Below are 26842 nucleotides of genomic sequence, written 5' to 3'. Positions count from 1 at the left end.
ATTCTTGCCGTAACTCACAGTTATAGATATGTAGAGATATATGCACCACATACATGACCACCGAGGAGGAGCTGGGCTTCGGCACGCGATGTCTCCACGTCGGACAGGGCCCCGATCCGACGACAGGGGCCGCCGCGCCGCCGATCTATCAGACGAGTTCCTACGAGTTTCCCGACGCGGAGACCGCGGCTGCCCGATACGCGCTCGAGGACGAGGGCAACGTCTACTCCCGCATCTCGAATCCGACGGTTCGCGCTCTCGAGAAGCGGCTCGCCTCGCTCGAAGGCGGCGTCGACGCGCTCGCGACTGCCTCCGGGATGGGCGCACTCGACGCCGCGACGCTCGTCCTCGCCGAGGCCGGCGACAACGTCGTCTGTGCGTCCTCGGTGTACGGCGGTACCCACGCGTACCTCTCTCACACCGCCGCTCGCCGCGGAATCGGGGCCCGGTTTGTCGACACGCTCGACCCCGACGCGTACGCCGAGGCGATCGATGAGGACACCGCCTACGTCCACTGCGAGACGGTCGCCAACCCGTCGCTCGTGACGCCGCCGCTCGAGGAGATCGCCGAGGTGGCCCACGAGGCGGGCGTCCCGCTGTTCGTCGACAACACTTTCGCGACGCCCGCGCTCTGTCGGCCGCTCGAACACGGCGCGGACATCGTGTGGGACTCGACGACGAAGTGGATCCACGGCTCCGGGACGACCCTCGGCGGCATCCTCGTCACTGACGGCTCCTTCCCGTTCGAATCGCACCCAGAGAAGTACCCCGAGATCGCCGCCCCGAACCCCGCCTTCGGCGGCGTGACGTTCACCGAACGCTTCGGCGATCGCGCGCTGACGATGGCCGCCCGCCAGCGCGGGGCCCGGAGCCTCGGCGATCAGCAGTCACCCTTCGACGCGTGGGTGACGATGCAGGGCGTCGAGACGCTCCCGCTGCGAATGGAGCGCCACTGCGAGAACGCGCTGGCCGTCGCCGAGTACCTCGACGAGCACCCCGCCGTCTCATGGGTCGCCTACCCCGGCCTCGAACACCACGAGACGCACGACCTCGCGTCGAGATACCTCGAGGGAGGCTACAGCGGTATGGTCGCGCTCGGCCTCGAAGGCGGCTACGAGGCCGCAAAGCGGCTGTGCGAGGAAACGGCAGTGGCGAAGTTCCTCGCTAACATCGGCGACGCCCGGACGTTGATCGTCCACCCCGCCTCGACGACGCACGCGCAACTGAGCGAGGCCGAACAGCGAGCTGGCGGCGTCGCCCCCGAGATGGTCCGACTGTCGGTCGGCATCGAGAACGTGGGAGATATCATCGCTGACCTCGAGGGGGCACTATGAGCGACGGGCCCGAAACCGCCTCGCTGGGGGAGTTCACCTTCGAGTGTGGCGAGTCGATCCCCGACCTCGAGATCGCCTACGAGGCCTATGGTGAGTTCACCGGCGACAACGCCGTCTTGGTGTGTCACGCCCTCACAGGCAGCGCACACGTCGCGGGCGGCCGCCGCCGCACCGACACCGCAGGGCAGGCACACGCCTGGTGGGACGACATCGTCGGGCCGGGCAAGGCCGTCGACACGACCGACTACTACGTCGTCTGCGCCAATATCCCCGGCTCGTGCTACGGCTCCTCGGGCCCGCCGACGATCGATCCCGAGACGGGCGAGCCGTGGGGGACCCGGTTCCCGGCGGTGACGGTCACCGACTGGACGCGCGCGCAGCGCCGCCTGCTCGACCACCTCGGCATCCCGAACCTTCACGCCGTCGTCGGCGGTTCCGTCGGCGGCATGAACGTGCTGGAGTGGGCCAAACGCCACCCGGATCACGCCGACCGTGTCGTCGTGATCGCCGCGGCGGCCCGCCTCGACCCCCAGTGTCTCGCCCTCGACGCGATCGCCCAGCGGGCGATCACCACGGATCCGAAGTGGAACGGCGGCGACTACTACGGGGGCGAACCGCCGACCGAGGGGCTCGCGCTCGCCCGCCAGATCGGCCACGTGATGTACCTCTCGAAGTCGTCGATGGACGACAAGTTCGGTCGGCGCTCCGCGGGTATGGACGCCGGGCGCGACACGTTCCAGATGGACCCCGCCGCCGGCTTCTTTCCCTATCGGGAGGTCGAGTCTTACCTCGACTATCAGGGTGAGAAGTTCGCGACGCGCTTCGACGCTAACTCGTATCTGTACTTGACGCGGGCGATGGACAACTACGATCTCGCCTCGGGCTACGACGACGACGCGGACGCGCTCGCCGCGTTCGACGGCGAGGCGTTGCTGCTCTCGTTCACCGGCGATTGGCACTTCACCGTCGAGCAGTCGGAGGCGCTCGCGGCGTCGTTCCGCGAGACCGACGCCGACACCGCCCACCACGTCATCGACTCCGATCACGGCCACGACGCGTTCCTCGTCGAACCCGATCGGGTCGGCCCGCCCGTCGCGGACTTCCTGGAGGACGGCATCCGCGGGAAGGCCGTCTCCGACACCGTCGAAACCGACGAGGGCGACGAGTTCGCGCCGGTCCACACGAGCCTGTTTTCGGACTGAGCGAGGAACGCCGGGTATATTACTCGCTCCAAAGGGCTGTGATCCGGTCTTCGATCTCGTCGAGGACGAGCGCAACGACGTCACGATGGTCGTCTGGCCACGATGCGTCCTGGCCGGGCGTCGGGGTGGTGGGCGGGGGATGGAAGTGGTCTCGTGTATTGTGCGGATTCGGGTGTCGGTCCCACCGGCACTCCCAGGCGTGGTCCGGGTGCTGCTCTCGATAGTGGAGTTTGAAATCGTCGTTTGTGTACCAACGGACCGTCAACTGCGCCTCGTCGACGGCTGCTGGGTAGTACGACGGGGCAAAGACGACGTGGAGTTCCAGATGACCGCTTGTATCCGTGACGGTTGCTCGTGAGACTTGCCTCGTCGCTTGGAGCCGCGTCTGGAGGAACTCGAGGATGGAACGATCGATGGGGGCAGGACTCCCACCATCGCCTGTCGGTGGCACCATCGAGCGGGCTACCCGGACGCCTGTTCGCGCTCGCCACTCGTGCGTTGCTGGCGGGCGCGTTCGTAGCGGTCGCGCTCCTCGCGGGCAGTCGCCCAGTCGCCGAGGTCGCTGTACACGTCGTCGATGGTCCGCTCGTCGCTGTCCTCTGCAGCGGCGACGGCGTCGACTGCGGCCGGTGACGCGGCGTCGTACGTCGCCTCGTACTCGGTGATGCGCGTCGTCAGCTCACGAACGCGATCCTGCAGGTCCTCGACGGACTGGTCGGCTGCGAGCTGATTGATGCGTCGCCACTCAAAATATGCGTCATTTCGTTCGTAGGTGGCCGGATGGCCATCGTGTCGAGTGACGATTCCCAAATCGTCGAACCAGCCAAGGTACTTCCGGGCGGTCTTGGGGTCACAGTCGACGCTGTCGGCGATCGCGGTTGCAGTCGTCGGCTCGCGGGTCTGCAGGATGGTGCCGTAGATGCGTTGTTCGACGTCGTCGCTACTAAACGCGTCATCGAAGGGGGGCGGCCCATCGGCGGCGTCTGTTTCGGACATACTCGAGATTGTAGGTTGAAGGATATAGTTCTTACTTAGGGGAATAGTTTCCCGATAAGAGTAGCGTACTGGGTGTCGGCTGTTGGCTTCGAGAGAAGCACGATATTAACCAACAATAGCCCCGGACTCAGAGAATTGTTGGTTAACTCGCCTAGGTCAGTGCATCCGGAGCTTTCGAGCAGGTTTTACCCTGAACGTATCTGGGTTGTCGACCGGCACGTCGTGACTGCGATCAGTTGTCAGCGAGGCCGACCAGGTGAGTCGGGTGATGAGATCCTCTCGAACAGCCCGCCGACTGACGGTCGATTCGTGCCACCCGATTCGCTCATAGAATAGTAAGACCGAAAACCACGACTTCAGTCGTGGGAGGAAGCCGACGACGCCGACGCACTCTAGATGACAGGCAGACTCCTACACGATTCAGTAAATAACTCAGCTTTGCACGTTGAAGTAGAGCGTGACGTAGGCGGTGGCAAAGACGGATGATGCCGATCACGGGCTTCCTGTCGTGTACGCGTGTGTTCGAGTCGCTGTCTCCAGCACAACGACACCACGCCAAAACCTACGCTACAGGTCTTGTTGCGGCCAGCAACAAGACCTGTGGCGGGCATCGCACGCGAAGTTCTTCCAGCCAGCGGAAAACGCGCTCTCGATAAGTTCCTCACCGAGTCCGATTGGGACGACCAGGAGTTCAACCACGAACGCCTCGAAGAGCTTCAGAAACACGGTGAAACGCGCTGGTCGAAAGATGGCTACATCATCCTTGACGACACGATCACCGAGAAAGCCGGGGACGAAGTCCCCGGCGTCGGCCGGTTCTACGATCACGCTGAAGGTGACACTGTCTGGGGCCAAGACCTCATCTACGCCTTCTACGCTGACGACAAAACCGCCTAGCCGCTCACCTTCCGCCTCTACGAACAGCAAGATGACGAGGACGACGACCGCGATACGAAATACGATCTAGCCAGAGAGATCGTTACGGAGCTCGAAGAAGAGGTAGGTGTGCCTGCGGATACCTACCTCTTCGATTCGTGGTTCGCTCACGACTCCGACCTCCCCAAACAGATCGAATCGTACGGCAAGGACTGGATTGGCCCGCTCCGCAGCAATCGACAAGTGACCTACGCGGGCGAAGAACTCCGTGTCGATGAGCTGGCCGAGCGAATCGACACGGTTGAGCGCGATGTGTTTGAGATGTGGTGACCTGTTTGCCTCTCTCTCGCCATCCTCAGCACAAACGCGAACCCAGCGGAGCTCGAATAGGGCAGACCGCCCACACGGTGGTTGCGCCTTTATCAGTGGCTACACAGAGTATTGGAACATGAACGTTGACGCGGCGCGTCTGCGTGCGGATATCGAGGCGAACGCGCAGTTCGGGGCGGTCGATGCGAGCGAGGGGCCGGCTCGAACCGTCCTCACCGGCAGCGACGCAGACAAGCAAGTGAGAGAGCGATTCGTCGAGCGACTCTCCGCGGCAGGTCTCTCCGTCCGCGTCGACGCCGTTGGCAACATCGTCGGTCGCTGGATACCTCCGAGTTGTGACCCGGATGCTGCCCCGGTCGCCGTCGGCAGCCATTTCGATTCCGTCCCCCGCGGTGGGATTTTCGACGGGCCGCTGGGAACCTATGGCGCACTCGAGAGCGTCCGCGCCATGCAGGCGGCAGAGGTCTCTCCCGCCCGCCCGATCGAGGTCGTTTGTTTCACCGAAGAGGAGGGCGCTCGCTTCGGTGTCGGCACGCTCGGTTCGTCAGTGGCGACAGGACAACGTACGGCATCCGAAGCGCTCTCACTGACCGACGACGAGGGGGTCTCCCTCGCCACTCACTTGGAGCGCATCGGCTTTGCGGGCGAGGACACCATCGATGCGGCGCACTGGGACTCCTGGGTCGAGTTGCACATCGAGCAGGGGACGAAACTCACGAGCAACGACGCGGGCGTCGGCATCGGCAACTCGCTGCACACGAACAACCACGTCGTCCTCGACGGCTCGGAGATGGCCGCCGAGAAAGCCCGTCGCGTCTTCACCACCGACCCAGGAATGGGAGTCATCCGCCACGCGGACGCTGGCTACGAGGAGGCGCTTGCGGAGGCCAACGAGTCCGACGTCCCAATCCCGATGCGAGACGCAACTGAGGGCGAATGACATCGACGCAAGTCGCTTTCAGGGGGCACGCATGACCTACACCGTCGTTCACGACGCCACTGAGATCGTCACGGGCCCGGCCGACGAGGACAGCGAGACGCTCCAGACCGAGACCGGCGCGGCCGTGGTCATCGAGGACGGGACGGTCAGTGCCGTCGGGCCGTCGGCGGAGATTACCGCCGAGTACCCGCCTGCAAACGCCGAGACAGCCGTCGACGCCAGCGGGAACTGCATCCTCCCCGGCTTCGTCGACTCCCACACCCACGCGCTGTTCGTCGGCGACCGCTCCGACGAGTTCGAGGCCAAACTCGCGGGCAAGTCCTACCAAGAAATTCTCGCCGATGGCGGTGGCATTCTCCGCACCGTCCGCAACGTCCGCGAGGCGACCGACGGCGAACTCGCAGCCCAACTCCGTACCCACCTCGACGTGATGCTTGCAAACGGGACGACCACAGCGGAGGTAAAATCCGGCTACGGACTGGACACCGACATTGAACTCCGGATGCTCGCTGTCATCGACCGAGTGAACGAGAACCACCCCGTCGGCCTCGTCCCGACATTCATGGGCGCACACGCTGTCCCCGACGACACTACCAGCGAGGCATACACGGAGTCGGTCGTCACCGAGCAGCTTCCCACGGTGGCAGACCAGGGCATCGCCGAGTTCTGTGACGTGTTCTGTGAAGCCGACGTCTTCTCCGTCGAGCAGTCCCGTCGCATCCTCACCGCTGGGCAGGAACACGGCCTCACCCCGAAGATTCACGCCGACGAGTTCGCCCGCCTCGGTGGGTCACAGCTCGCCGCGGAACTGTCGGCAGCCAGCGCCGACCACCTGCTCCAGTCGACGCCCGAGGACGCGGCCAGCCTCGTCGACAACGGCGTCACCCCCACGTTCCTCCCGGGAACTGCCTTCGGACTCGACGGTGAGTATCCGAGGCTTGCACCCTTCGAGGAGCGCGGAACGATTCCGGCAATTGCGACCGACTTCAACCCCAACTGCTACGCGCCGACGCTCGGATTCGCGGCGACGCTCGCCTGCGTCGGCGTCGGGATGACGCCCGCTCAGGCGATTCGCGGCATCACTGAACGTGGTGCCGCTGCACTCGACCGCACTGACGGCCGCGGTACCCTTCGCACTGGTGCACCCGGCGACCTGGTCGTCCTCGATGCACCGACGTACAGACACCTGCCGTACAAGTACGACGGCGCGCTCGTCGAGACAGTCCTCAAAGACGGCACCGTCGTTCACTGACTGTTCGATCACCAGCTTTCACACCAGCCACCCGATTTCTTGTTGGCTGACCTCCGCTTCCCTTGCCATAGGGCGTCGAACACTCAGGGTCGCCTCTCGACTCGGTCGACACACGACACAGTGCTACCGATGTTGTTCAGTCGGGATTCGAACGTCCGCCCACTCCACCGTCACGCTCTTGTCGAGGTTCCGACGCTTGTCGATCGACCGCGTCGGTTCGCGACGTGATACGACGCCAACTGTAACTGGACGTTCGCGAGCACCGCCGCGGCCTGGGGATAGGTCTCCGGCACCCGAAGCACGTGGTCGGCGTAGCGCTCGACGTCGGATTGGCCGTCCGTCACCGCGACTACGGGCGCGTCGCGGGCTTCGACCCCCTTGAGGCTTCCAATCGTCTTCCGTGCCATCTCACCGTCGCCGGTCACGATCGGCATCAGTGAATGCACCGAGATCAGCCTCAACACCCTCTGGATCAGTCCCTTCTGAGAGAACGTACGCTAGCTCGAATTTCGTGTATGGACCCATTACCGGCTTTTTTATCCGTTCGCGGCTCCTCTCGTTTGATGACGAGCTCTTATCCCCCTCGATTTTGTCTATCCTCTTGGGGATTTCATCTCGTACACGAGAGATCGTCCATTCAATTCCACGCTAGCTATCCCTCCTACTCGTTGGGACTGACTGGACCCTTGCACTTGGACTTGATTTTGTCTCCCTCCCGCCACTGCCAGTAGTAGTAGCGGTTATCGTTGATCTCCTTGATGGTGACCGTCGTTTTTGTCGGGACGTCTTCCGGGAGATCTTCGGGACGGTCTACGGTGTCGGGGTCATCTGACGCTTCTTCGAGCCGGGGGTTCCGCTCCTTGTGCTCAGCCAACGATTCGGCGTAACGGGCAACGTCACGAGCTCATTGCCACGCACCAGCGGTCACGGTGAAGCCAACATCCCGAAGTCGATCACCGAGTGGATCACCAATCCCCGAAGCGGGCGTCAGAATGCCACCGTCTAGCGGTGACTCCGTCTCACCCCGCAGCAAGCACATCCCAGCCTCTCCGAGCATCCGGGCGGTTGCGCCATAGCCAGGATCCAGTTCGGCTCCGATCTCACTTACCACAGTGAACGGCCCATCGGTCGTTGTCCCTCGGCCGATGACACGAATCAAGAAGTGACCTGATTTAATCTTCGCTTCCGAGGGCCCTGTGCCCGGCTCAGGGAACACGAACCGACGCAATCCACGCCGAAGCAGCCGACTCTTCATCGCAGCGGTTCCGACACCCAAGCCGAGTGCGATCCCGCCAGCTGCTGCGGCACCGCCGATCCCAGAACTGGTTGGAACGACCTCTGTACACCGAAACTCTCGGCCCCACGGATACTCCAAGAGGGCATTGCTCCGTCGGATCACCCGTTCGTTGACGGCTGCCATCGGCGAGGGAGCCGTCCATATCGAGCGAATGGAATCTCGCTGTGGTCGTCGTTGTTCGCCTGTATCGACACCGGAGCGTTCGCCCGGTGGAGCCAACGAGTACGGATTCGATACTGTTTCTCGGGCAATCGGATCAGTTGCAGCGGCTTCGAATAATTCGGCCGCACTGGCTAAGGTTCCGCCACTCACCCCACCCTCTCCATCTTCGAGATAGATACGAACGAACTCACAAGGGTCTCCAAACGCCTCGGTAGCGTACGATTGCAGCAGTTTGACCCCGAGGTCGGATGGGATCGAATCGAACCCACAGCTGTGGACGATTTTCACGTCGGCAGCCACAGCATCGTCGTGATAGCGGTCGATCATCTCTCGGACCCAATTAATCTCCCCGGTGAGATCACAGTAGTCGGTTCCAGCCTCAATGCAGGCTTCGACGAGTGGTGTCCCGTATGTCGTGTAGGGCCCGACTGTCGTACAGACGACCTTCGTTTGGCTGGCCATCTCACGGAGGCTCGCCGGTTTGGTGGCATCACCGACAACAATGGCGATCTCCTCTCGATCAGACTCATCTGCAAGCCCTTCTGCGAGTCGGCGGAGCTCAGATTCATTTCGACCACCAATAGCAACAGACAGTTCAGCAGCGGGGTAGTGACTGGTGAGATGTTCGGCGACGAGTTGGCCAGCGAATCCTGTGGCTCCCCAGACCACGATATCGTAGTTGTTTGTTGTAGATGACACGGGTTTCTACTACCAATAGGACGCGAAGAACCTCAACTGTTCGGGCAAGGCACTGACCGATGATAGTGGAACCATTTTATCGGGTTTCTACGACACCCGGTTTCGAGGGAAGAGTATGAGGCACCGAAGCCTTCAGCTCAAGTCACAGGAACCACTCAAACGCGACCCACAGATTGAATCCGGCCGGTCGCATACATCTACATAGCGAATGCGGATCGAACTCGACGACGGAACTCTCCTACTCCGTGACGCGACCGAGAATGTGCCCCACGCGGAGTGGGACGACCGCATCGACGAGCATCGCACACAGGCATATCGATATCGAGCCCTCCTCGAATGGGCCGGCACATGGACGGGCAACGACGACCAAGCCACACTCCTCGATGGATTCGGTGCAGCCTGCGAGGATGCTGCCCGGGGCTACCCAGACCTCGAACTTACGCCGGCACTTCACATCGAACCGCGTGACTACCAACAGGCCGCCCTCAACGCCTGGATCAACCACGGACGTCAAGGGAGTGTCGTGCTCCCGACGGGGAGCGGGAAGACCTTTCTCGGTCTCCAGGCCATCGCCGACGCCGGCGTGAGCACGCTCGTCGTGACGCCGACGATCGATCTGATGAACCAGTGGCACGCCACGCTCACCAACGCCTTCGGCGACCAACTTACAGCCGATTTCGACCCTGTCGATACCTCGGTGGGTGAGCCTACGCCGGGGTCGCACTGGTTCTCGGCTACGCGCTCGCTGACAGCCCCCGGCCCGACTGGCAGGTGCTGGCGATCGTCTTTCTCGTCGCGATCGGCGTGGGGCCGCGATGGAACTCCTCCAGCTCGCGTTGCCGCGTCGATACTCGAGCGTCAGCGACGTGCTCGCGAACGCCGCTGGAGCAGCCATCGTAGTCGGGCTCTGGCGGATACTGCGCCGTCGAGTGCGGCTCTACCGCGTCGGTCGCCCGCTCGAACCGCCGGTTTGATCGTCGAGAGCCTGTGAGGCTACGTCACCGATATCGGCCAGGGTTGCCATCGATACTAGGTATTAACACCGACGCGGTGCGTCTCATTCGTATGTTCGACAGAGACGACCTCTACACGAACGCGTTGCACGCAGGCCAAGAGGCCGATCCGACCACGGGCGCGAGAGCCCCGCCGATCTATCAGACGACATCCTACGAGTTTGAGGACGCCGAGCACGCGGCGAACCTCTTCGGACTCCAAGAAGTGGGCAATATCTACTCGCGGATCATGAACCCGACCAACGCGGTGCTGGAAAAACGCATCGCGACGCTGGAGGGCGGAATCGCCGCGCTCGCCACATCGTCGGGGATGGCGTCGTTCGACCTGGCGACGTTCATTCTCGCGAGCGCCGGCGACAACATCGTCTCGGCGTCGTCGTTGTACGGCGGCACCTACACCTACCTCACGCACACCGTCGAGCGCCGGGGCGTCGAGACCCGGTTCGTCGACACGCTCGATTACGACGCCTACGAGGAGGCCGTCGACGAGGACACCGCGTTCATCCACTGTGAGACGATCGGCAACCCGGCGCTCGTGACGCCCGACTTCGAACGGCTCGCCGAGATCGCCGAGGACGCGGGCGTCCCGCTGTTCGTCGACAACACCTTCGCGACGCCCGCGCTGTGTCAGCCGATCGAGCACGGCGCGAACCTCGTGTGGAACTCGACGACCAAGTGGATCCACGGCTCCGGGACGACGATCGGCGGGGTCCTCGTCGACGGCGGGAACTTCCCGTGGGACGAACACGCCGACCGGTTCCCCGAAGTCGCGAAGTCGAACCCCGCCTACCACGGCATCAACTTCTCCGAAGTGTTCGGCGAGGCCGCCTTCGCCTACGCCGCCCGGACGCGCGGGCTCCGCGACCTCGGCAACCAGCAGGCCCCGTTCGACGCGTGGGCCACGATTCAGGGGCTCGAATCGCTGCCGATGCGAATGGAGCGCCACTGCGAGAACGCGATGGCCGTCGCGGAGTTCCTGCAGGACCACCCCGAGACGTCGTGGGTCACCTACCCCGGCCTCGAGAACCACGAGACCCACGAGGAGGCGACGAAGTACCTCGACGGCGGCTACGGCGGCATGATCACGTTCGGACTCGAGGACGGCTACGAAGCCGCCAGAAAGACCGTCAACAACGTCGAACTCGCGAGCCTGCTCGCGAACGTCGGCGACGCGAAGACGCTCATCATCCACCCGGGGTCGACGACGCACCAACAGCTCACCGACGAGGAAAAGCAAGCCAGCGGCGTGACGGACGACCTGATCCGACTGTCGGTCGGCCTGGAGGACACCGACCGCATCATCGAGGACCTCGATCAGGCGATCAAGGCGGCGACGAACTGAGGGGCGGAGGCGGCGGGACGGCTACCGTCTACCCGTCGTAAAACACCACCATCGTGAGGCCAACGACGGCGGCCGCGAGGTAGGCCGGTCGCTCGATCGCGGTGTCGACGAACCGTTCCGCAGTCGTCGAATCGAGTGCTAGCCCGCCGGAAATTGCCCCACTACTGAGCGACGTGGAGACGAGCAGCGCGGCGAGCGCACCCAATGCTACCACCGCGCCGAGCGCGCTGATCGGATTGTCGTCGGTCCAGTCGGCGAGCAGATACAGCGGCGCAAACACGATTCGGCGAACGCTCATGCGTTCTCCACGTTTCGGGTTGGAATAAAGTTGCGTCAGACGGACAGTCGCCGCGAGTCGAGATTATAGCACGCCTTCCGTTTCCAGGACCTCGCGCAGTTCCGCCATCGAGGAGACGAGCACGTCGCAGTGCGGTTCGACGGCCGGTTTCGGCTCGTACCCGACTGCGAGCCCCGCGACTTCGAGCATCGGGAGGTCGTTCGCGCCGTCGCCGATCGCCACGGTGTCGGCCATCGGGATGTCGAGGTCCTCGGCGAGAGCTGCGAGCGCGTCGTCTTTCGTCCCCTCGATGAGGGGCCCCTCGGCGTTCCCGGTCAGCTTCCCGTTTCGGATCGGCAGTCGGTTGGCGACGATCGTATCGACGGAGGTCCCCGCCGCGTCGAGGGCCTTCTCGACGCCGCGATCGAAGCCGCCGGTTAGGATGGCGACGTGGTGGCCGGCCGCCGAGAGCGCCTCGATCACGTCGGCGCTGCCAGGGCGCAAACTGACGCGATCGAAGCCCACCTCGACGTGGGGCTCCTCGAGGCCGTCGAGCAGTTCCGCGCGGGCGTAGAGGCTCTCGGCGTAGGAGATCTCGTCGTTCATCGCCCGTTCGGTGATCTCGTCGATCTCGTCGGCGACGCCGGCTTCCTCGCCGAGCAGCACCGTCATCTCAGAGTCCGAGAGCGTCCCGTCGAAGTCGAACGCGATGAGCATACTCGTCCTGCGTCGCGGGGGGTCATAGGGGTTATCGTACTCGGTCGTGGGCGGGGGTCGCGTGGCACCCGATTAGCCGGTTCGCTCGCTCCACTCGAGCCGAATGCGCCGGAGACGCGTCTCGGTCGGGTCGAGCATCGTCAGCGCTATCGGGCCGATCTCGATCCGATCGCCCTCTCGCGGAGGCCGCCCAACGTTCGCATGGATGAGGCCCGCGAGCGTCAGTCCGGGATCCAGAGCTATAAGCCCGTATCGCCGGGGCGACCCAAGGATCTACCGTCGGGGTCGAGATAGTCGCACAATTCTGAGTATAGAGAGCTATGGTTGTTAAAAAGTATGCATATATGTGGGTTTATTTCGTCGAAAAACGCCGCTCAGGCGGATCGATGAAGAAAGCGTTATCCCTGACGGACGGGAGTGTACGCGCATGAAGGTACTGGTCACGGATCCCATCGCGGACGCCGGGATCGATGTCCTCCGGGACACCGATCACGAGGTCGTCACGGCCTACGACGTCGAGGGCGACGAACTGCTCGACGCGGTCGCCGATGCGAACGCGCTCATCGTCCGCTCGGGGACCGAAGTCACGAGGGAGGTGCTCGAAGCCGCGCCCGAACTCGTCATCGTCGGACGGGCCGGCATCGGCGTGGACAACATCGATATCGAGGCGGCGACGGATCAGGGCGTCATCGTCGCGAACGCGCCCGAAGGCAACGTTCGGGCGGCCGCCGAACACACCGTCGCGATGGCGTTCGCCACCGCGCGCTCCGTCCCGCAGGCGCACGCCCGCCTCAAAGCGGGTGAGTGGGCGAAAGGCGAGTTCCTCGGCACGGAGCTCAACGGCAAGACGCTCGGCATCGTCGGTCTCGGACGGGTCGGCCAGGAGGTCGCAAAGAAGCTCGACTCGATCGGGATGGACCTCGTCGCGTTCGATCCGTACATCTCCGAGGAGCGCGCCGAACAGCTCGGCGCAGAGCTCGCGGATCTGGAGACGACGCTCAAACGCGCCGACGTGCTGACCATCCACACGCCGTTGACGCCGGAGACGGCGAACTTGATCGGCGAGACCGAGCTCGCCGAGATGGAGGGCGGCTACGTCGTCAACTGCGCCCGGGGCGGAATCATCGACGAGGCGGCGCTCGCCGAGGCCGTCGAGGACGGTATCGTCGCCGGGGCCGCTCTCGACGTCTTCGCGGAGGAACCGCTGCCCAAAGACAGCCCGCTGCTCGACGTCGAGGACGTCATCGTCACGCCGCACCTCGGCGCGTCGACCGAGGCGGCCCAAGAGAACGTCGCGGTCTCGACGGCCGAACAGGTGCTCGCCGCGTTCAACGGCGAACCCGTAATGAACGCGCTGAACGCGCCGTCGATGGACGAGTCGGCGTTCCCGCGGGTCGAACCCTACATCGATCTCGCCGAGACGGCCGGCAAGACCGCCGTCCAACTGCTCGACAGCCGCGTCGAGCGCGTCGAGATCACGTACGAGGGCGACATCGCCGAGGAGGACGTCGAGATTGTCACCGCGTCGGCGCTCAAGGGCGTCTTTCAGCCGCTCGAGTGGCAGGTCAACGCGGTCAACGCCCCGCGGATCGCCGAGGAGCGAGGCATCGAGGTCTCGGAGACGAAACGGCGTCAGTCCGAGGACTTCCAGTCGCTCGTCACCGTCACGGTGAGCGACGGCGAGGACGAGATCGGCGTCTGCGGCACGCTGTTTGCGGACGATGACGCCCGCATCGTCCGCATCGACGGCTACCGGGTCGACGCGATCCCCGGCGGGCAGATGATGGTCGCGCGCAACACCGACGAACCCGGCGTCATCGGCCACATCGGGACCGTGATGGGCAAGTACGACGTGAACATTGCGGGGATGTTCAACGCCCGCGAGGTCGACGGCGGCGAAGCGCTCACCGTCTACAACATCGATCAGGAGGTTCCGGAGGAAGCGCGACGGGAGCTCGAAGCCGACGACCGGATCATCGAGACGAAGTACATCAGCCTCAACGGTTGAGCGCTTCAGCCGGCTTCGGCACTCGCGTTCGAGGGACAAAGGACGGAGTTTTACCGCCCCGGCATCAAGGGCCCCCAATGAGCGAAGACGACGGAGAGCCGTCCGACAAACAAAAATACGAGTTCCAGAAGGTGATCGAAGAGCTCGACGACTACTCGGGCTCGGGAACCCAGCTCGTCTCGATCTACATCCCGGAGGACCGGCTGATAAGCGACGTAGTCGCGCACGTCACACAGGAACACAGCGAGGCGTCGAACATCAAGTCCAAACAGACCAGAACCGCGGTGCAGGACGCCTTGAAGAGCATCAAGGACCGGCTGAAGTACTACGACGTGCATCCACCGGAGAACGGAATGGTTCTCTTCTCGGGCGCGGTCGATTCGGGTGGCGGCCAGACGACGATGGTGACTGAGGTGCTCGAATCGCCGCCGGACCCCATCGAGTCGTTCCGCTATCACTGCGATTCGCACTTTTTGACCGAGCCGCTCCAGGAGATGCTGGGCGACAAGGGGCTGTACGGCCTCGTCGTCCTCGATCGCCGGGAGGCGAACGTCGGCTGGCTGAAGGGCAAGCGTGTCGAGCCGGTCAAGTCGGCCTCCTCGCTCGTGCCCGGCAAGCAGCGAAAGGGTGGCCAGTCGGCCCAGCGGTTCGCCCGCCTCCGACTCGAGGCCATCGACAACTTCTATCAGGAGGTCGCGGGGATGGCGAACGACCTGTTCGTCCCGAAGCGCCACGAGATGGACGGCGTGTTGGTCGGCGGGCCATCGCCGACGAAGGATGAGTTCCTCGACGGCGAGTATCTCCACCACGAGATCGGCGACATGGTGCTCGGGAAGTTCGACGTCTCCTACACCGACGAATCGGGGCTGTACGACCTCGTCGACGCCGCCGAAGACGTGCTGGCCGAGACGGAGGTGATGAAGGACAAATCCGAGATGGAGGAGTTCTTCGAGCAGCTCCACGACGGCGGCAAGGCGACCTACGGGTTCGACGCGACGCGGCGGAATCTGGTCATGGGCTCGGTCGATCGCCTCCTCATCAGCGAAGACCTTCGTCAGGACGTCGTCACCTACGAGTGCGGCGAGCGCGACGAGTACGAACTCGTCGACCGGCGGGCGAACACGCCGACGCACACCTGCGAGAACGGACAGGAGGCCGAGGTGATCGAGCGCGAGGACGCGATCGACCACCTCATCGAACTGGCCGAACAGCGCGGCTCGGACGTGAAGTTCATCTCGACGGACTTCGAGAAGGGCGAACAGCTCCTGACAGCGTTCGGCGGGATCGCCGGGATCCTCCGGTACTCGACCGGCGTGTGAACGAAGCGGCCTCGACGCACCGACCCCCTGAATCTTTTTGCCCACCGCCGCGAAATGGTCCCTCGTGAGTACGCTAGTCGTGTACGTCGATCGCGACAGGGGAGGTCGACACGACGGCACCACGGTCGGGTGGGAGGCCGTGCAGGCGCTCGTCACGGATATCGGCCTCGAGGACCCCGAGGACAGCCGCGTCAACTGTCTGCTCGAGACGCTCCACGTGGCTCGTGATCTCAGCGACGGCGGCGAGGAGACGGTCGTCGCGGTCATTCCGGGCGACGGCGAGGGGATCAAAACCGACCGAGAGGTCGCCCGCGGCATCGATCAGCTGATCGGAGAGTACGACCTCGATGCCGCGGTCGTCGTCATCGACTCGGCCGGCGACGAACGGCTCGTCCCGGTCATCGAAAGCCGAATCCGCGTCGACGCGGTCGACCGCGTCGTCGTCCGTCAGTCGCACGACATCCAGTCGACCTACTACCTGCTGAAGCAGTTTCTCGGCGACGAACAGCTACGGGGAACGGTTCTCGTCCCGATCGGTGCCGCACTCCTGGCATTCCCGATCCTGCTCTTTCTCGCCGACAACGTCGCGGTCGCGCTGTCGGCCATCGTCGGCGTCATCGGGATGTTCTTGCTCTACAAGGGCCTCGGGATCGACTCACTCGTGTCGAGACTTCCGGCGGTCATTCGCGACGGGTTCTACTCGGGGCAGGTATCGCTGGTCACGTATGTCGTCGGCGCCGGACTGGCGCTCATCGGCGTCTTCGCGGGCGGGATCAGCGCGGCCGGGACGGACGAGACCGCGGAGTTGTTGATCGGCCTGCGATTCCTCTTCTACAGCGTCCCGTGGTTCGCCGTGGCCGCGCTCACCGCGGCGACGGGGCGGCTCATCGACGAGCTGTTGGCCGAAGACGGCGTATCGAGCGCGCTGATGAACCTGCCGTTCGGCATCGTCGCGGTCGGGCTCGTCGTTCGTGGGTTCACCGGCTACTTCCTCGAGCGCGCCGACCTCCTCGATCCGGTCGTCGTTCCGGCCGTCACGGCCGGGGCGGTCTCGGTCGACGGATTCATCGTCTCGATTTGGGGTCGGCTCGTGGTCTACGTCGCGGCGGGTATCCTCGTCAGTCTGATCGGCGTCGCATTCACCTCGCGGATGGCGAACGACCGGCCGTTCGAGGAGTTTCCCGAGTAGACCAACCGACGGCCATTTACTCACCGATCGAATAGCCATCGTATGGATCCGTGGGTGAGCCTCTTTTCGGGTGGGAAGGACTCGGCGTGGGCGCTGTATCGAGCGCTGGAGCGCGACGCTCCCGTCGAACGACTCGTCACCGTCCATCCGTCGGGCGAGTCGTTCATGTACCACATGCCGGCGACCGAGCTGGCCGAACTCGCGGCCGAGAGCATCGGGATCCCGCTGGTCGACGTTCGACCGGCCGACTTCGAGGCGGGCGCCACCGACGACGAGGATTCGGGCGCTCGTGGCGACCGCGAACTCGAACCGCTCGAAGCCGCGCTCGAAGCGCTGGCCGAGGAGCTAGGCGGGATCGGCGGCGTCACCGCCGGCGCGATCGAGAGCAGCTACCAGACCGATCGGATCGAGGCGATGTGCGAGCGGCTCGACGCGGAGCTGTTCGCGCCGCTGTGGCGGGCGAACCCCCGTGAGTTGGCCGACTCGATGCTCGATGCAGGCTTCGAGATCACGATCGTCAGGGTCGCCGCGGCGGGGCTCGACGAGTCGTGGCTCGGTCGGCGATTGGACGCCGAGGCGTTCGCGGAGCTGGAAGAACTCAACGAGGCCTACGGGATCCACATTCTCGGTGAAGGCGGGGAGTTCGAGACGCTTGTCACCGACGGGCCGCACATGGAGCGGCCGATTCGCCTCGAATACGAGACCGAATTCGACGGAGTTCGAGGAAGTTTGCAGATCACGGACGCATGGCTGGGCGATTCCGATAGTCGGTGAGCGGGGTGTCGGGTGGACTGGCGAACAGACGGCACGCTCGATCGTGGCGACCCGTGTGCCGTGCTCGCGGAATCGACGCCGATCGAGTCCGGTCGCATCGGGAGGTGCCCACGCTCCCGCAACCGCCTGGGCGGGCCGCCGCCTCGGTCAGGGCATGCCGTCGATGGCCCCACGATCGTATATAAATGCGTGGGCGAGACAAAAAAGCACTTACCCGCTCGCTCTGTCTGTCGGGGTAATGAAAGCTGTCGTACTCGCGGGGGGCTATGCGACGCGGCTGTGGCCCATCACGAAGCATCGGCCGAAGATGCTGTTACCGATCGGCGAGACGACGGTCATCGACCGAATCTTCGGCGCGCTCGAAGCCGACGATCGGATCGAAGAGGTGTACGTCTCGACGAACGAGCGGTTCGCCGAGGAGTTCGAGAGGCATTTGGCAGAGAGCGCGTTCGAGAAGCCGGTTCTCTCGGTCGAAGAGACGGTCGAGGAAGACGAGAAGTTCGGCGTCGTCGGCGCGCTTCGGCAGCTCGTCGACCGCGAGGGGATCGACGACGACCTCCTCGTCGTGGCGGGCGACAATCTCATTGGCTTCGATCTGTCCGACTTCGTGGACTTCTTCGAGGATCGCGGGAGCGCCGCGCTCGCGGCGTACGACGTGGGGGACCGGGAGAAGGCAAAATCCTACGGACTCGTCGAACTCGACGGCGACCGTGTCGTCGAGTTCCAGGAGAAACCCGAGGAGCCGAACAGCACGCTCGTCTCGATCGCCTGCTACGGCTTCCCACGAAGGTCGCTCCGATTCGAGGAGTACCTCAAGGACGGGCACAACCCCGACGAGCCCGGGTGGTTCCTCCAGTGGCTCCAGAGCCGCGAGCCGGTCCACGCGTTCACCTTCGAGGAGCCGTGGTTCGACATCGGGACGCCGCGGTCGTACCTCGAGGCGATCGCCTGGGAGCTGAACGGCGACAGCGTGATCGCCGAATCGGCGACAGTCGAGCGGTCGACGATCGGCGAGAACGTCCACGTGATGGCCGACGCGGAGATCGTTGACTCGACGCTCGACCGATCGATCGTCTTCGAGGGCGCGACGATCGACGGCTGTGAGATCCACGAGACGATCATCGACGAGGGGACCCGCATCGAGGACATCGACCTCGCCGGCGCGCTCATCGGTGCGCACACCCAGTTGACGAACGGCGAGTGATCTCCGGCGGTGCGGGGGCGGTGAACGGCCGCGAACCGCCGGTGTCGGCAGTACCGTTTTGTGCAGTGACCTCGAACGCGGAGTATGCAGGGTGCAGAGCGGACCACCCGACAGCGCATCGCCTCGTTTCTCCGCGAGCGACCCGCCGAAGCCGGCCAGATCGCGACCGAGTTCGAGATCACGACCGCGGCGGCGCTGACGCACGTCGAACACATCTCGAAGTCGCTCGACGGAACCGACGAACGGCTGCTCGCGGCACCACCCGAGTGTCGCGACTGCGGGTTCGACGGGTTCGATTCGCTGATCAATCGGCCGTCGAGATGCCCGACGTGTAAGAGCGAGAGCGTCTCCGAGCCGGTGTTCACCGTCAGATAGCGCGATCGTCTCGATCGACCGGACGCCCGGCGACCCGACGTGTACCGCCGTAGTGCTTACGTCCGTGGGACCCGTTCGGTCGGTAATGACACGCAGCGATGCACCGGAGCCGCGGAGTGACCGTCCGATCGGTCGGCCGATCGTGTTTAGTCCATGACGGATGCGACCGATCCGCGGACCGTGGGCGGTGACGGGCGACCGGCCGACGCGGAGTGGGCCGGCGACGTCGCGCGGGCGGTCATCGAGAATGCCGGGAGCGTTATCGTCGGCAACCGAGCGTCGATCGAACAGCTCGTTGCGGGACTGCTCGGTGGAGGACACATTCTCTTGGAGGACGTCCCCGGCGTCGGAAAGACGATGCTCGCGCGCGCCATCGCGTCGTCGTTCGACTGCTCGTTCAAGCGCGTGCAGTTCACCCCGGATCTGTTGCCCGCTGACATCACGGGGACGAACGTCTACGACCGGAAAACCGAGGAGTTCGAGTTCCGCCCCGGGCCGATCTTCGCGAACGTCGTGTTGGGCGACGAGATCAATCGCGCCCCGCCGAAGACCCAGGCGGCGATGCTCGAAGCCATGGAGGAACAGCAGGTCACCGTCGACGGCCGCACGCACGGGATCTCGTCCCCGTTCGTCGTTATCGCGACGCAGAACTCGATCGAGCGCGAGCGGACGTACGAACTCCCCGCAGCGGAGCTGGATCGGTTCATGCTGAAACTGCGTCTCGGCTATCCGAACGCCGACGACGAAACGGCGATCATCGAACGGGCGATCGGCGGGCACGCGATCGGGGCGCTCACCCCGGTCGCCTCGGTCGACGATCTTCGCGCGATCCGGGCGACGACCGCTTCGGTCGACGTCAGCGAGCCGATCCGAGAGTACGTCACTCGCCTCGCCCGCTACACGCGGGAGAACGCCGAGTTGGGCGTCAGTCCCCGCGGCTCTATCGCGCTGGTCCGCACGGCGCAGGGACGAGCGATCCTCGACGGACGGTCGTATGTGATCCCCGACGACGTACAGGCGGCCGCATCCGTGGTGTTCGCCCACCGGATACGGACGCGCCCGGGCGACCCCGACGCCGAATCGCTCGTCTCGAACGCGCTCGAAACGGTGCCGGTCGAGGGGTAGCGATGGCGGCCCTCCGACAGCTTCGACCGACGCGGCGGGGGCTCGGAGCCGCGGCCGTCGTCGGCCTCGCGCTCGCGCTCGGGAGCGCGTTCGGTATGCGTTCGCTCGGTGCCGTCGTCGTCCCGGGTGCGTCCGCGCTCCTCATCGGTGCGGTACAGACGCTTCGGGCGGACGCCCCGAAGGTCGACCGAGCCAGTATCGACGCCGGCTTCCCGGGCGACCGCCGAACGGTGCGCGTCACCGTCGAGTCAAGCGCGCCCTGCACCGTCGTCGAACCGGTGGGAGACGGACTCGCGGTACCCGAGGGGACCACGAATCCCGTGACTGAAGCGATCGGTCACGGCGGTCAGTTCGAGTACACCGTCGAACTCGATCGCCGCGGCGAACACCGCGTCGGACCGGCTCGGTGTCGGATCTCGGACTCGTTCGGGCTGTTCTCGGCGGTCACTGGGGAGGAGGAAGCCGAGACCGTCCTCGTGTATCCGACCGTGTACGACGTCGAGGCGCGAGCGCTGTCCCGGCTCACGAGCGGCGGTGGCGGTACCGATCGATCGATGTTCGAGCGGTTGCGCGAGTACACCACCGAGGATACGATGGGCGACATCCACTGGCGGGCGAGCGCGAAGCGACCCGACGAGGAGTTCCTCGTCGCCGAGTACGGGGGACGCACGACGCGCGACCGCGTCATGATCGTCGGCGAATCCGATTCGGACGACGCCGACGCGATGGCGTCGGCCGTCACGAGCCTCCTCACCCGGTTGGACGCGATGGGTCGCACCGCCACCGTCGTCGTCGCCGACGGGGAGTGTACGAGCCGTCCGGGCGGGTCGGTCACCGCGCTTCGACTGCTCGCGCGGACTGGCGGCGGGACGGTGGCCGCGGGAGAGCGCGACCGAGCAGACGTGTACGTTCGCGGGCAGGGTGACGACGTGACCGCCACGGTGGCCGGCCGGCGACTCGAGATCGGACCCGAGCGGGACTCGAATCGCCAAGAGCGTACGGAATCGATCGCACCGACCGAGACGGGGACGATCGCATGAGCGTCGCTGACCCGAGAGCGAGGATCGTCGGCGGCGCGTCCGCCGCCGTCGGACGATTGCCGCTGCTGCGAGCCATCGCGCTCGGTGGCATCGTCGTCGTTCTCGGCGCGTTTCTATCGGTGTTACACCGGATCAGCGTCATTACCGGCGATCCGACGCCGCTGTATTACGCGGTGGTGGGCTCGGTCGTCGTCGGAACGGTCGCCGCGCGGGTGATCCGTCCCCGGACGGCGACGGTCGTCTCGGTGGCGGCCGGAACCGTCGGGACGTATCTGTACATCAGATCGCTACCGGGAGGCGGCAGTTTCCTCGTGCTCGCCGAACCGATTCTCGACGACATCACGGCGTTGCTCTCGGGGCTGTCGGTACTCCGGATCGTCAACGCCGACGTGTGGGCGCTGGCGATCGCCCCCGGACCGGTGTTTCTGACGTGGTATCTCGCCGTCCGGCGGCGATACGTCGCCGCGAGCGTGGTGGGCGGTGTCGCGTTGGGACTCGTCGTCCTGACCGGCGACGCGACCAACGGCGAGACGTTCGTGGGAGTGGTCGGCGTCGCTATCGCCGTCGCGATCGGGGACTGTGAGCGCCGCGGCGAGCGGTTCGGGAACGTCGACACCGTCGCCGTCGCCGTCGCCGCGATGGTCACGCTGACGCTCTTCGTCGGCGTCGTCCCAGGGGCGATCGGAGCGGTGCTTCCCGAGAGCGACTTCGGGGAGTCCGGGTCGACGATCGAATCGAGCCTGGTGTACGCCGGGGACAGCGTCGCCGTCACCGGCCCCGTCGAACTCACCTCCGAGCGGCGATACACCGTCGAGGCCGACGAGCCCGCTTACTGGCGAGTCGGGACGTACGATCGCTACACGGGGGGCGGCTGGGTTCGGAGCGGGTCGTCGAGCGGATACGACGGTCGGCTTCCGGGGCCACCCGGTGACACGCGGCGACTCGAACAGGAGTACACGGCGGAGTCCACGATCGCGACGCTTCCGGCGGCGAGAGAACCGATCCGGATCGACGGCGTCCCGGTGCCGGTGCAGGTCACGCCGGGCGGGAGTTTCGAGCCGACCAGCACGCTACAGGCGGGCGAGTCGTACACCGTCGAAAGCGAAATCCCCGTGGCGTCCGCGGACGAACTCCGAAACGCGGGGACGGACTATCCGGACGACGTCGAGTCTCGATACACCCAGCTCCCGACCGACATGCCGGATCGAGTCACACAGCGAACGGACCAACTCACCGCGAACGCCGAGAACCCCTACGACACCGCTCGCGTCCTCGAATACTGGTTCCGCACGGAGTACGAGTACAGTCTCGACGTCGATCGACCGCGCGGTGACATCGCCGACGCGTTCCTCTTCGAGATGGCCGCGGGCTACTGTACGTACTTCGCGACGACGATGACGGCGATGCTCAGAACGCAGGGGATCCCCGCGCGGATGGCGGTCGGCTACACGCCCGGCGAGCAGGTCGGCGACGACGAGTGGGTCGTCCGCGGCTACGATTCGCACGCGTGGGTCGAGGTGTATTTCCCCGAACACGGCTGGATCGAGTTCGACCCCACACCCTCGGAACCGCGCGAGGAGGCCGCACAACAGGTCCGCGACGGAAGCGAGAGCGCGGGAGCGGGTAGCGGCCTCTCAGCCGATGGGACGACGAACGGAACCGAAACGGACCCCGAATCGGGGACGGAAACGCCCGAACAGACGGGGACCGAAACGCCCGCCGCTGGGGGTGAAGAACCGACGGCGACCGTGGCTGACGGACCCGACATCGGCGACCGGGAGGCGGACGCCGACGGGGAGTCGACGTCGCCGTTGGCGTCGGTCCCGCTACCGAGCGGTGAGCAACTCGGGTTCGGACTCGGCGTCGCGATACTCGCGCTCGTGGGCGCTCGTCGCAGCGGTGTGGTGACCCGACTGTACCGCGAGTGGTGGCTCCGCCGACTGCCGAAGGGGTCGCCCGAGGCGGTCGTGGCGGGTGCGTATCGCCGCGCCGTCTACCTCGAATCGCGAGACGGACGGGCGAAACCACCGGGCGAGACGCCGAGGCAGTTCTTCGCCGACGCCGACGAGCGCCTGCGGCGGATCGAACGGGCGTACGAACGCGCACGCTACGGCCCCGGCGTCGACGAGACGGCGGCTGCCCGCGTTCGGGTGGATCTCGACGCGGTGCGCGCGGACCGGTCGAAACTGGCCGGCCGGCTGCGAAAGCCCGGCAGGGGGTCCCGATAGTGTTTAATACAGCCGTCGTGTAACGCGAACTGTAATGTCGGAAGTCTGCTCGACGTGTGGACTCCCTGAGGAGCTCTGCGTCTGCGAGGACGTCGCCAAGGAGTCTCAGGAGATCAACATCCGCATCGACGAGCGCCGATACGGTAAGGAGGTAACGGTCATCGAAGGGTTCGATCCGCGGGACGTCGACATGGATTCGTTATCGTCGGATCTCAAATCGAAGTTCGCCTGCGGCGGCACCGTCGAGGACGGCTCGATCGAACTCCAGGGCAACCACCTCGGTCGGATCGAGGAGTTCCTTCGGGAGAAGGGGTTCAATGTCGCCTAACGCCCTCTAACCGCCATCGACCTCCTTTTCTGTGCAAATTTCTCGCTGGGAAGCCGCCGCTGTGAGCGCAGCGAAACGACACACGGTCGGTTTGGAGGACTTGTGCTCCGTCGAGGAGGCGCGATTCGGTACCGAATTAAAACGGTGCGTCCGGACCGTCCGCCGAGGTAGCCGTCGGCTCCGCGTCCGTTTCGAGGTCGTAGGGCCACCCGTCGATGCCGGGTTTGAGCGACTCGACGCGCCCGTCGAACCCCTCGTAGGAGGCGATGAGCCGCGCCGCCTGCACGCTCGATTGGCCGTGCGGACAGACCGTCACGACGCGGTCGCGCTCGGGGAACTCCTCGATCCGAGCCGTCAGCTCCGGAAACGGGACGTTCTCGCTGCCGGGGATGTGCCTGCGGCGGAACTGCCCTGGTGACCTGATGTCGACGATACAGAGATCGACGTCCGAATCGAGCAGTTCCCGGAGTTCTTCGGCGGTGATTTCGCCGTCCATACCGTTCGTACGCCCTGGAGGGCTTATAGAAATTGTCGTCGCGGTCAGAGGTGGCCGTCGGCGCGCGCCAACAGCAGCCCCTCGATGGTCGCGTCGTTGGCCGGATCGCGCCGCGCGACGTCGAGCGCCCCCTCGACCGGAACGGTGACCACGTCGAGGAACTCGCTCCCGTCGAGTTTCCGCTCGCCGCGGCTGAACCCCTCGGCCCACACGATCCCACGGGGGTGTCTGAGCACGCCGGTCGAACACCAAAAGTCCTCGAGGAGCTCGATCGACTCGGGGACGAGTCCGACCTCCTCTTCGAGTTCACGCGCGGCGGCGTCGGCGTAGCCCTCGTCGCCTTCGACGATCCCGGCCGGGAGTTCGTAGCAGAGCTCGCCGATCGGCGGCCGGTACTGCTCGACCATCACGACCGCGGGGCCGGCGGGCGCGTCCGTCTCGGGAACGGGGAGCCCGAAGCCGGACGGATCGTCGACGACGGCGACGACGACCACCGCGGGCGGCAGTTCGGCCCAGTAGTAGCGCTTCGTCCGCCCGTCGGGGAGTTCGACGAGATCGTACCCGCCGGTGTACCACCCCGTCTCGTACTCGACGACCGATTCGAGCACCGGCCACTCGTGTTCCGTGGGACTCAGGTCGAGGGTCGAGGTGGACCTTCGAGTCCCATCGTCGGCGTCGTCGGTCACTCCGCCCCACCCGTGGTCAACCGCTCGCGGTACAGGCGATTGAACGCCATCCGGCGCACCGTCGCGACCGCCGCGTCCGGCTCGTTTTGGAACGTCGCAGCGACAGCGGCCCCCGCGGCGGGCGAAACGTGCCAGGCGACGCGGTCGACGTTGTCGCTGCCGGCGACGCGGACGTCGTCGGGGTACGTCTCGCGCCACGCGTCGAACGCCGCGCGCGATCCCACTCGAACAGCGAGCGTCTCGGCGAACAGCGCCTGCCGGGCCGTCTCGACGACGTTGCCCGTGACCCGCTCGTCGTACTCCTCGCGGTCGAACGCCATCGCGCGCGCGACCTCGCGGACGACGGCTTGAGCGGTGGGACCGAGCGCGTCGTATCGGGCCTCGGCGTCGGCCCACGAGTCCGGTGTGACGGAACCGCGACGCTCCACGTCGCCGGATTCGGCGGCGTTTTCACTCGTCATCGCGGTCTCCCGAAGCGCCGTCCGCGTCGCCCGCAGCGTCGCCGTCGGCAGCCTCCGCGGACTCGTCGGCGGGGGGTTCGCGCATCCGACGCGTCATCTCTCTCGCCTCCTCCAGTACCTCGGCCGTCTCGGCGTCCATCGGACCCGAGGTGTCGACCGGGCCGGCCGAATCGCGGCGGTCGTCGTGGTCGCGGTCGTGAGCGCCGTGGTCGTGGTGGTGGCCGGCGTGGTCGTGCCCCGGCCCGTCGTCGAACAGCGCCCCGGAGCGTTCTTCGAGCGGCTCCGAGTTCTCATCAAGGCCGCCGACGGTGTCCTCGAACAGTTGCGGGAACTCCGTCTCCTCAACCAGATCCGCGATGACGGCCGCGAGTTCACGCTCGCCCATGTCGCTCCATCCGGCGGCGTGTTCGTCGAGCCACGCCTCGTGGCCGTCGGCGCGCAGCATCGCGGTGAACGCGAGGTGGTTCGCGAGGTGTCCCGCGTCGGCTTGCGGATCCGAACAGACGGGGCAGGCGTATCCCATACCGGCCGTCGGCGCGCCAGCGTCAAAACGCCTGCGCACGGCGGCCGTTAGAAGTGTTTGACCATGACAAAAGCGTCCTCGCCGTCGTCGTAGTACGCTGGAACAACGTGGTGTGGTTCGAAGCCGAATTCGGCGTACAGCGATCGGGCGGCCTCGTTGGTCCGCCTGACCTCGAGTTTGACGCGGTCGACGCCGGCGGACGCGAGGGCGACGAGACCGCGCGACAGCAGCGTCCGGCCGATGCCACGCCGGCGGTGTTCGGGGGCGACCGCGAGGTCCTTTATATGCCCGACCGGGGCACCGTAGGCGTCGACGGTGTCACCGACCACGTAGCCGGTGATCGAGTCGTCGACCTCGGCGACCAAGAACCCGGGCGCGCCGAGAAACCCCTCGAACGCCGCGTACGGCCACGGCTGACCGAACGAGCGCTTCTCGATTCGAAACACCGAGAGGAGGTCGGCGCGGACGGCCGTACGCACCTCCGGTGCGGCGCGTGGATCGGTGCTCGTCACGCGTCGACGTACCGCCGTGGCGAACATAGCCCTGTCGGGCGATTATATACGCCTCGACGGCGTATTTATAAACTGCACCGAGAAAGTACCAGCAGAAAGCGGCTTTGCCAGAAGATTGATATAGACGGGGTTTTAAT

Annotated in this window: 26 protein-coding genes and 4 pseudogenes; 18 read left to right on the top strand and 12 right to left on the bottom strand. The window is 65.3% G+C overall.

All coding sequences use genetic code 11. The features are described from left to right. Positions 1–53 precede the first annotated feature (53 nt). Together DM868_RS10600 and metX are read left to right on the top strand one after the other, a co-directional pair. Entirely contained in the window at positions 54–1334 is a 1281-nt protein-coding gene (locus DM868_RS10600; RefSeq protein ID WP_137276855.1) for an O-acetylhomoserine aminocarboxypropyltransferase/cysteine synthase family protein, read from the top strand. Then, positions 1331–2536: a homoserine O-acetyltransferase MetX gene (gene metX, locus DM868_RS10595; protein ID WP_137276854.1), complete on the top strand. Its 1206-nt coding sequence runs from the start codon at positions 1331–1333 to the stop codon at positions 2534–2536. The genes DM868_RS10600 and metX overlap by 4 nt, the downstream gene beginning before the upstream one ends. Before the next feature lie 19 nt (positions 2537–2555). On the opposite strand, the gene DM868_RS10590 is transcribed toward metX, so the two are convergent. Both DM868_RS10590 and DM868_RS10585 read right to left on the bottom strand, forming a co-directional pair. Further along, positions 2556–2990 carry a hypothetical protein gene (locus DM868_RS10590; RefSeq protein ID WP_137276853.1) on the bottom strand — a complete coding sequence of 145 codons (435 nt, stop codon included), beginning with the start codon at positions 2988–2990 and terminating at the stop codon, positions 2556–2558. 8 nt (positions 2991–2998) lie between these two features. Then, positions 2999–3532, bottom strand: coding sequence for a DUF7342 family protein (locus DM868_RS10585; protein ID WP_137276852.1), 534 nt, complete (start codon positions 3530–3532; stop codon positions 2999–3001). Between the two features lie 482 nt (positions 3533–4014). On the opposite strand from DM868_RS10585, the pseudogene DM868_RS10580 reads away from it, so the two are divergent. From DM868_RS10580 to hutI, 3 genes and pseudogenes are all read left to right on the top strand, one after another. Next, a pseudogene (locus tag DM868_RS10580) lies at positions 4015–4723 on the top strand (IS701 family transposase); the annotation flags it as partial. A 133-nt stretch (positions 4724–4856) separates the two neighbouring features. Further along, positions 4857–5678, top strand: coding sequence for a M20/M25/M40 family metallo-hydrolase (locus DM868_RS10575; protein ID WP_137276851.1), 822 nt, complete (start codon positions 4857–4859; stop codon positions 5676–5678). 31 nt (positions 5679–5709) lie between these two features. Then, positions 5710–6930: an imidazolonepropionase gene (gene hutI / locus DM868_RS10570; protein WP_137276850.1), complete on the top strand. Its 1221-nt coding sequence runs from the start codon at positions 5710–5712 to the stop codon at positions 6928–6930. Positions 6931–7053: 123 nt separating this feature from the next. On the opposite strand, the pseudogene DM868_RS10565 reads toward hutI, so the two are convergent. From DM868_RS10565 to DM868_RS10555, 3 genes and pseudogenes are all read right to left on the bottom strand, one after another. After that, positions 7054–7358, bottom strand: a pseudogene (locus DM868_RS10565) (hypothetical protein); the annotation flags it as partial. Positions 7359–7591: 233 nt separating this feature from the next. Then, positions 7592–7831 (bottom strand): annotated as a pseudogene (locus DM868_RS10560) (hypothetical protein); the annotation flags it as partial. A gap of 3 nt (positions 7832–7834) precedes the next feature. Continuing rightward, positions 7835–9088 carry a saccharopine dehydrogenase family protein gene (locus tag DM868_RS10555; protein WP_137276849.1) on the bottom strand — a complete coding sequence of 418 codons (1254 nt, stop codon included), beginning with the start codon at positions 9086–9088 and terminating at the stop codon, positions 7835–7837. A 208-nt stretch (positions 9089–9296) separates the two neighbouring features. On the opposite strand from DM868_RS10555, the pseudogene DM868_RS10550 reads away from it, so the two are divergent. From DM868_RS10550 to DM868_RS10545, 3 genes and pseudogenes are all read left to right on the top strand, one after another. Next, a pseudogene (locus DM868_RS10550) lies at positions 9297–9812 on the top strand (DEAD/DEAH box helicase family protein); the annotation flags it as partial. Between the two features lie 91 nt (positions 9813–9903). Beyond that, complete coding sequence (locus DM868_RS15155; RefSeq protein WP_170964480.1) at positions 9904–10062, top strand: VanZ family protein; 159 nt, start codon at positions 9904–9906, stop codon at positions 10060–10062. Between the two features lie 91 nt (positions 10063–10153). Next, positions 10154–11443: an O-acetylhomoserine aminocarboxypropyltransferase/cysteine synthase family protein gene (locus DM868_RS10545; RefSeq protein WP_137276848.1), complete on the top strand. Its 1290-nt coding sequence runs from the start codon at positions 10154–10156 to the stop codon at positions 11441–11443. Between the two features lie 28 nt (positions 11444–11471). Here the strand turns inward: DM868_RS10545 and DM868_RS10540 are convergent, their stop codons facing one another. Then, positions 11472–11741, bottom strand: a complete 270-nt coding sequence (locus tag DM868_RS10540) for a hypothetical protein (protein ID WP_137276847.1) — start codon at positions 11739–11741, stop codon at positions 11472–11474. Positions 11742–11804: 63 nt separating this feature from the next. Continuing rightward, complete coding sequence (serB, locus tag DM868_RS10535) at positions 11805–12437, bottom strand: phosphoserine phosphatase SerB (protein ID WP_137276846.1); 633 nt, start codon at positions 12435–12437, stop codon at positions 11805–11807. A gap of 427 nt (positions 12438–12864) precedes the next feature. On the opposite strand from serB, the gene serA reads away from it, so the two are divergent. The 10 genes from serA (at position 12865) to yciH (ending at position 24027) form a co-directional block, all read left to right on the top strand. Further along, the gene (serA, locus tag DM868_RS10525) at positions 12865–14445 is read left to right on the top strand and encodes a phosphoglycerate dehydrogenase (RefSeq protein ID WP_137276845.1); all 1581 of its coding nucleotides are present in this window, start codon (positions 12865–12867) and stop codon (positions 14443–14445) included. 77 nt (positions 14446–14522) lie between these two features. Continuing rightward, a complete protein-coding gene (gene prf1, locus DM868_RS10520) occupies positions 14523–15764 on the top strand; it encodes a peptide chain release factor aRF-1 (protein ID WP_137276844.1) in 1242 nt (413 codons plus the stop codon). A gap of 64 nt (positions 15765–15828) precedes the next feature. Beyond that, on the top strand, positions 15829–16953 hold the full coding sequence (locus DM868_RS10515) for a DUF373 family protein (protein WP_137276843.1): 1125 nt from the start codon (positions 15829–15831) through the stop codon (positions 16951–16953). 42 nt (positions 16954–16995) lie between these two features. Continuing rightward, positions 16996–17727, top strand: coding sequence for a diphthine--ammonia ligase (locus tag DM868_RS10510; RefSeq protein ID WP_137276842.1), 732 nt, complete (start codon positions 16996–16998; stop codon positions 17725–17727). A gap of 238 nt (positions 17728–17965) precedes the next feature. After that, positions 17966–18931 carry a sugar phosphate nucleotidyltransferase gene (locus DM868_RS10505; protein WP_137276841.1) on the top strand — a complete coding sequence of 322 codons (966 nt, stop codon included), beginning with the start codon at positions 17966–17968 and terminating at the stop codon, positions 18929–18931. Between the two features lie 84 nt (positions 18932–19015). Continuing rightward, positions 19016–19306 carry a transcriptional regulator gene (locus tag DM868_RS10500; RefSeq protein WP_137276840.1) on the top strand — a complete coding sequence of 97 codons (291 nt, stop codon included), beginning with the start codon at positions 19016–19018 and terminating at the stop codon, positions 19304–19306. 153 nt (positions 19307–19459) lie between these two features. Then, entirely contained in the window at positions 19460–20431 is a 972-nt protein-coding gene (locus tag DM868_RS10495; protein WP_137276839.1) for an AAA family ATPase, read from the top strand. Between the two features lie 2 nt (positions 20432–20433). After that, positions 20434–21471 carry a DUF58 domain-containing protein gene (locus DM868_RS10490; protein ID WP_137276838.1) on the top strand — a complete coding sequence of 346 codons (1038 nt, stop codon included), beginning with the start codon at positions 20434–20436 and terminating at the stop codon, positions 21469–21471. Then, entirely contained in the window at positions 21468–23699 is a 2232-nt protein-coding gene (locus DM868_RS10485; RefSeq protein ID WP_137276837.1) for a transglutaminase TgpA family protein, read from the top strand. Before DM868_RS10490 ends, DM868_RS10485 begins: the two co-directional genes overlap by 4 nt. A 34-nt stretch (positions 23700–23733) precedes the next feature. Continuing rightward, complete coding sequence (gene yciH, locus DM868_RS10480) at positions 23734–24027, top strand: stress response translation initiation inhibitor YciH (protein ID WP_137276836.1); 294 nt, start codon at positions 23734–23736, stop codon at positions 24025–24027. A gap of 136 nt (positions 24028–24163) precedes the next feature. Here yciH and DM868_RS10475 read toward each other — a convergent pair whose 3' ends face one another. The 5 genes from DM868_RS10475 to rimI are packed head-to-tail and all read right to left on the bottom strand — an operon-like array spanning position 24164 to position 26705. After that, positions 24164–24523 (bottom strand): rhodanese-like domain-containing protein, encoded by a 360-nt coding sequence (locus tag DM868_RS10475; RefSeq protein ID WP_137276835.1) that lies wholly within the window; start codon positions 24521–24523, stop codon positions 24164–24166. A gap of 44 nt (positions 24524–24567) precedes the next feature. Further along, positions 24568–25158, bottom strand: a complete 591-nt coding sequence (locus DM868_RS10470) for an NUDIX hydrolase (RefSeq protein WP_137277040.1) — start codon at positions 25156–25158, stop codon at positions 24568–24570. Between the two features lie 47 nt (positions 25159–25205). Then, entirely contained in the window at positions 25206–25670 is a 465-nt protein-coding gene (locus tag DM868_RS10465; RefSeq protein WP_222845527.1) for a DUF5809 family protein, read from the bottom strand. Next, entirely contained in the window at positions 25660–26193 is a 534-nt protein-coding gene (locus DM868_RS10460) for a DUF5810 domain-containing protein (protein WP_137276834.1), read from the bottom strand. The genes DM868_RS10465 and DM868_RS10460 overlap by 11 nt, the downstream gene beginning before the upstream one ends. Positions 26194–26240: 47 nt before the next feature. Beyond that, positions 26241–26705 (bottom strand): ribosomal protein S18-alanine N-acetyltransferase, encoded by a 465-nt coding sequence (rimI, locus tag DM868_RS10455; RefSeq protein ID WP_246049062.1) that lies wholly within the window; start codon positions 26703–26705, stop codon positions 26241–26243. Positions 26706–26842 lie beyond the last annotated feature (137 nt).

Source organism: Natronomonas salsuginis, assembly GCF_005239135.1.
Lineage (GTDB): Archaea > Halobacteriota > Halobacteria > Halobacteriales > Haloarculaceae > Natronomonas > Natronomonas salsuginis.
The sequence above is the reverse complement of the archived record's forward strand: the minus strand, read 5'-3'. Positions and strand labels throughout refer to the sequence as shown.